At 51.5% G+C, this 4,827-nt stretch carries 6 protein-coding genes; 5 read left to right on the forward strand and 1 reads right to left on the reverse strand.

Going from position 1 to position 4,827, the window contains the following annotated elements:
* The first annotated feature begins 22 nt into the window (after positions 1-22).
* The 3 genes from panB (at position 23) to panD (ending at position 2,143) form a co-directional block, all read left to right on the forward strand.
* Positions 23-832: a 3-methyl-2-oxobutanoate hydroxymethyltransferase gene (panB, locus tag VSS37_RS00665; RefSeq protein ID WP_324692672.1), complete on the forward strand. Its 810-nt coding sequence runs from the start codon at positions 23-25 to the stop codon at positions 830-832.
* A 12-nt stretch (positions 833-844) separates the two neighbouring features.
* Positions 845-1,690: a pantoate--beta-alanine ligase gene (gene panC, locus VSS37_RS00670; RefSeq protein ID WP_324692673.1), complete on the forward strand. Its 846-nt coding sequence runs from the start codon at positions 845-847 to the stop codon at positions 1,688-1,690.
* A 72-nt stretch (positions 1,691-1,762) separates the two neighbouring features.
* Positions 1,763-2,143 carry an aspartate 1-decarboxylase gene (gene panD, locus VSS37_RS00675; RefSeq protein ID WP_324692674.1) on the forward strand — a complete coding sequence of 127 codons (381 nt, stop codon included), beginning with the start codon at positions 1,763-1,765 and terminating at the stop codon, positions 2,141-2,143.
* A 584-nt stretch (positions 2,144-2,727) separates the two neighbouring features.
* On the opposite strand, the gene VSS37_RS00680 is transcribed toward panD, so the two are convergent.
* Positions 2,728-3,171: a tetratricopeptide repeat protein gene (locus VSS37_RS00680; RefSeq protein ID WP_324692675.1), complete on the reverse strand. Its 444-nt coding sequence runs from the start codon at positions 3,169-3,171 to the stop codon at positions 2,728-2,730.
* 152 nt (positions 3,172-3,323) lie between these two features.
* On the opposite strand from VSS37_RS00680, the gene VSS37_RS00685 reads away from it, so the two are divergent.
* Both VSS37_RS00685 and VSS37_RS00690 read left to right on the forward strand, forming a co-directional pair.
* Positions 3,324-4,445: an anthranilate phosphoribosyltransferase gene (locus tag VSS37_RS00685; RefSeq protein ID WP_324692676.1), complete on the forward strand. Its 1,122-nt coding sequence runs from the start codon at positions 3,324-3,326 to the stop codon at positions 4,443-4,445.
* 43 nt (positions 4,446-4,488) lie between these two features.
* The gene (locus tag VSS37_RS00690) at positions 4,489-4,686 is read left to right on the forward strand and encodes an Alvin_2107 family globule sulfur oxidation protein (RefSeq protein WP_324692677.1); all 198 of its coding nucleotides are present in this window, start codon (positions 4,489-4,491) and stop codon (positions 4,684-4,686) included.
* Positions 4,687-4,827: the final 141 nt, after the last annotated feature.

The raw sequence follows: 4,827 nt of genomic DNA on the forward strand, positions 1-4,827 counted from the left end.
TTGCCTCCAGGAACCAGATTGCATGACCACAAAACCCAAGCCTCGTGTGACTGTCACCACCTTGCGCAAAATGAAACGTGAGGGTGAGAAGATAGCCATGCTGACCGCCTATGACGCCAGTTTCGCCAGAGTGTTGGACAATCAGGGGGTGGATGTGGTTTTGGTGGGCGATTCGCTGGGTATGGTTGTGCAAGGGCATGAGACCACGGTGCCGGTGACCATAGAAGAGATGGTGTACCACACCCGGATTGTGGCGAAGGCCTGCCAACATGCGCTGGTGATTGGCGACCTTCCCTTTATGAGCTACACCTCCACCGACATGGCTTTGCGCAACAGCGCCCGCTTGATGCAGGAAGGCGGCGCGCACATGGTGAAGTTGGAAGGCGGCGCGCCGCAGGTGGCGACTGTTGCCCAATTGGTTCATCACGGTGTGCCAGTGTGCGCCCATTTGGGTTTGCAGCCGCAGTCTGTCCACAAACTGGGCGGCTACCGGGTGCAGGGGCGCGATGAGGCTGCTGCCCGGCAAATGCTGGATGACGCCAAGGCCTTGCAGGATGCAGGAACGGATCTGCTGGTGCTGGAATGTGTTCCGGTAGCCCTGGCGGAACAGATTACCCAGGCGTTAGAGATTCCTACCATTGGCATAGGTGCCGGTCGCGGTTGCGATGGGCAGGTGTTGGTATTGCACGACATGCTGGGCATTTCTGCGCATGCGCCAAAATTTTCCCGCGATTTCATCGGTTTCGGCGCAACCATTCCTCAGGCTGTTGCGTCTTATGTGGGTGCGGTGAAAACCGGGGAGTTCCCTGCCGACCAACACTGTTTTTTCTGAAGTTGACACGACATGATCATCATTGAACAAATTACAGCATTGCGCGCACAGGTCAAGGCGTGGCGCAGGGCAGGGGCAAGCATCGCGTTTGTCCCCACTATGGGGAACCTGCACGCCGGACATTTGGCGTTGGTCAGGCGGGCGCAGGAACTGGGCGATAAAGTGGTGGTGTCGATTTTTGTCAATCCGACCCAGTTTGACCGTAAGGAAGATCTGGTGGCGTATCCGCGCACCTTGGCGCAGGATTGTGCCTTGCTGCAAGAGGTGGGGGCGGATTTGGTGTTTACGCCCACGCCTGCGACCATGTACCCGACAGGGGGGTTGGTGACCAAGGTGGACGTGCCTGGCGTCAGCCAAATACTGGAAGGCTCGTCCCGTCCGGGACATTTTACAGGGGTTGCGACGGTTGTCTGCAAGCTGTTTAATCTGGTGCAACCGGATGTGGCAGTGTTCGGAGCCAAGGATTTTCAGCAACTGATGCTGGTCCGGCAAATGGTGCGCGATCTTGACATGGATATCCGGATCGAGGGATTGCCGACTGTGCGTGAATCCGATGGTCTGGCGATGAGTTCCCGCAACGGCTACCTGACAGCGGAAGAACGCCGCCTTGCGCCGGAATTTCAGCGGATTTTACGTGCGGTGGTTGACGCGCTGCACAAAGGAAGGCAGGATTACGCCTCCCTGCAAGCAGAGGCGATGAAGTCTCTGGAATTGAAAGGATTTCGCCCCGATTATGTGGAAATCCGTCGGACTGTTGATTTGATGCCACCGGAAGCAGGAAATATGTCGTTAGTGGTGCTGGGTTCAGCTTGGTTGGGCAAAGCCCGCCTAATCGATAATATTTCGCTTCAAGATTGAAAAATTTAACAGAAACCTCATAATAGTTTTGCTCTGCAAAACACTTCACAGAGATGTTCAGGAGAAATCGCTATGGAGCTGACGCTTCTCAAATCCAAACTGCACCGTGTCACAGTTACTCATGCTGAATTGGACTATGAAGGTTCTTGTGCGATTGACGATAACCTGATGCGCATTGGCAATATCCGCGAGTATGAGCAATTGCACATTTACAATGTCACCAATGGTGAGCGTTTCTCTACTTATGCTATCCGCGCCGAGGCAGGTAGTGGCATTATTTCCATCAATGGTGCGGCGGCTCATAAGGCGAGCACGGGTGATTTGCTTATTATTTGCACGTATGCTGGTTTCAGCGAAGTAGAGGCAGGTTTGCACAAACCTCAACTGGTTTATTTCGATCGAAAGAACCAAGTCACTCATACGTCCAAACAGATAGCTGTTCAGGCTGCATGACTGGATAAACCAAGTGTTGTTTCCCCAGGGAAGAGGTATGTTTGGCTCCAGCCGAAGGCGTGTGGTTAATTAGTGCAGGTTATCGGAAAAAGAAGGAAAAACCGGGACTTTCTTGTTATCGTTGTCGCCCGGTAGAGTAGGTTTATTGTTATGATTCTCATCTGTTTTGGGTCTGCTCACCCTGAGAGTACCAACCCCTTGACAACTCTCGCAGATGGTTAATTTTTTTACCGACAGCCGTTCAATGAACGGCGTGTCGGTAGGCTCTTATAACAGATCCATCTTGAAATCAGGCTTGTTGTTATTAATTGTCTGCCCGTCTTCCTTGGCCTGTATCTTACAGGATTGCGCTGAATCAATACTTAACTAATAAAATTTATTAATGTTTCTATTTTGTTGATTTTTCAGGCCTGAAAAATTTAATCTCCTGTTCAGTTTTAGAGTGTTCATCATCACATCGAGGCTTAATTTCACGCTCATTGTTATCGCTATATCGCCAATTGCGATGAGAATTTTCAGGGTTGGAATTTGGCCACGCAAGCAAACGTTAGTTTTATGCAACCTATTTTCATCTTGCTCTCGGCCTACCCTAAATCGTTGAAACCCGCTAGCTTGAACAGGCGTTTAGCTTCTTGTTCGTCTTGTGGCACACCGTTGCCTTGTTGATGCATGATAGCTAGCGTGGTTAGGGAACCCTGCAAACCCTGTTCTCCTGCCATACGAAACCACTTGGCCGCTTCCGCGCCATTTTTCTCTGTACATTCGCCTTCCAGGTACATGAAACCCAAACCGTGCTGGGCAAGACCGTAACCCTGCTCGGCGGAGGCTTTCATCCATTCGAATGCTTGTTTGTCATTATGGGCGACGCCCAGGCCGTTCTGATACATGATGGCGCATAGATGCTGGGCGACTTTGTCTCCTTGGGAGGCGAAAGGGGAAAGCAATTGCATGGCGCGGGAGAAATGTTTGGCTTCAAACGCCGCCATGCCGCTGGCGAAATCCATAGATTCAACATCGGTTTGTGACACGGGAATCTCCTTGTTCGTAAAATCGGCTCCAATCTTAACGCATCCGACCATGGCTGCCTAAATAGCCCACCCGGATGTCCGTGTTACCCCTATAGGGATATTCAGTATCAGGGGTGCCCTTCTTAAACTTCCGCGACATGGAAAATGCCACGATGACTGATATTAATACCGACCTCAATTTGAAATTACACATGCGCCAGTGCATCCAGAAAGTGGCGACGGGTCCTGAATACAGCAAGGATTTAAGTTATGAGGATGCCTATAACGCCATGCGCCATATTTTAAGTGGAGAGGCGGATCCGGTGCAGGTGGCGGTTTACTTTATTGCCTTGCGCATGAAGCGTGAAACGGATGAGGAAAACCGTGGCACATTGCAAGCCCTGATTGATGTTTCCGTAATCAATACGGCAAATGTAGATGAAGTGCTGGATATTTCTGACCCATATGACGGTTATACGCGCGGAGTGCCTGCTTCAACTTTTGTGCCAGCAGTGCTGGCGACTATGGGTGTGCACTCAGTCTTGCATGGCCTGGAGCAGGTGGGGCCAAAATTTGGCGCAACCCATCACAAGATCCTGAAAGCAGTGGGGCTTAATGTCAATTTGACGCCAGCCGAAGCTGTTGCACAACTCGAACGGATCGGCTGGGCTTACCTGGACCAGCGGCAATTTGCGCCACGCCTGCATGACCTTATCCCCATTCGCCAACGGATGATCAAGCGGCAAGTGTTGACAACGGTGGAAACCTTGCTGGGGCCTATTCGCGGCCAACGTAAAACACATTGTATGGGCGGCTATGTGCATAAGGGATACCCGGCGATTTATGCCTCCCTGGCGCGTCAGGCCGGTTTTGACAGTGCCATGTTTGTGCGCGGTGTGGAAGGTGGCATTATTCCTTCCCTGCAACAGGCAGGAAAATTGTTCTATTACTATGAAAAAGTTGAAGAGCAACAGCGTGACTTGATGCCTGCGGACATTGGCATCCAAGCGGAAGTCCGGGCGGTGCCCCTGCCGGGAGATTTGCCTGCCGCTCCGGTTATCGGGGACGAGATCGCAACGGCGGTCGATAGCGATGCGCTGGCGGTTAAGGCTGCGGAACTGGGTATGGCGGCACTTGGCGGTGAAAAAGGTTTGATGTACGACAGCTTGGTGTATTCCACTTCAATCTGTCTGGCGCATTTGGGACGTTATGGCTCAATGCAGGAGGCTGCGGACGCTGTGCGCACTGTTTTGGATGGCGGCAAGGCGTTGGAAACATTGCGCGCTGCGGCGTAAGGCGCCACATTTATTTCATTTTTGTATAGAGAGGACATGACAAATGAATATGCAGTATTACAACGCTGTAGTAGAAATGGAAAAAGCAGGCGTTGATCCGGAGTTCCTGCAAGGCTGGCAGGGCGGTTATTTATTGAACCCGATGCGCGAAGAGCAGCGCCTGACCGAAGCCTATGAGGCAGGTTATTCTGCTGGCCAGGAAAAGGACATGGAAGCTTATAAAGAGTGGATTATGGGTTGACTTTTATCCATCCTGGATAAGCAAATGAAAAGCGGGTATAGCCCGCTTTTTTGTTGTCGTCGATTTATGTACGTTCGTCGGATGCTGGCTTATGAGCAGCCGTAGATTACAGACACAATGCCCCTATATTTTCGTTTAATC

The sequence above is a fragment of the Candidatus Thiothrix phosphatis genome, assembly GCF_035668035.1.
Lineage (GTDB): Bacteria > Pseudomonadota > Gammaproteobacteria > Thiotrichales > Thiotrichaceae > Thiothrix > Thiothrix phosphatis.

Bases quoted from the DNA above. Each gene is read 5' to 3' on its own strand.
- panB (WP_324692672.1), top strand. From the start codon at position 23: ATGACCACAAAACCCAAGCCTCGTGTGACTGTCACCACCTTGCGCAAA.
- panC (WP_324692673.1), top strand. From the start codon at position 845: ATGATCATCATTGAACAAATTACAGCATTGCGCGCACAGGTCAAGGCG.
- panD (WP_324692674.1), top strand. From the start codon at position 1,763: ATGGAGCTGACGCTTCTCAAATCCAAACTGCACCGTGTCACAGTTACT.
- VSS37_RS00685 (WP_324692676.1), top strand. From the start codon at position 3,324: ATGACTGATATTAATACCGACCTCAATTTGAAATTACACATGCGCCAG.
- VSS37_RS00690 (WP_324692677.1), top strand. From the start codon at position 4,489: ATGAATATGCAGTATTACAACGCTGTAGTAGAAATGGAAAAAGCAGGC.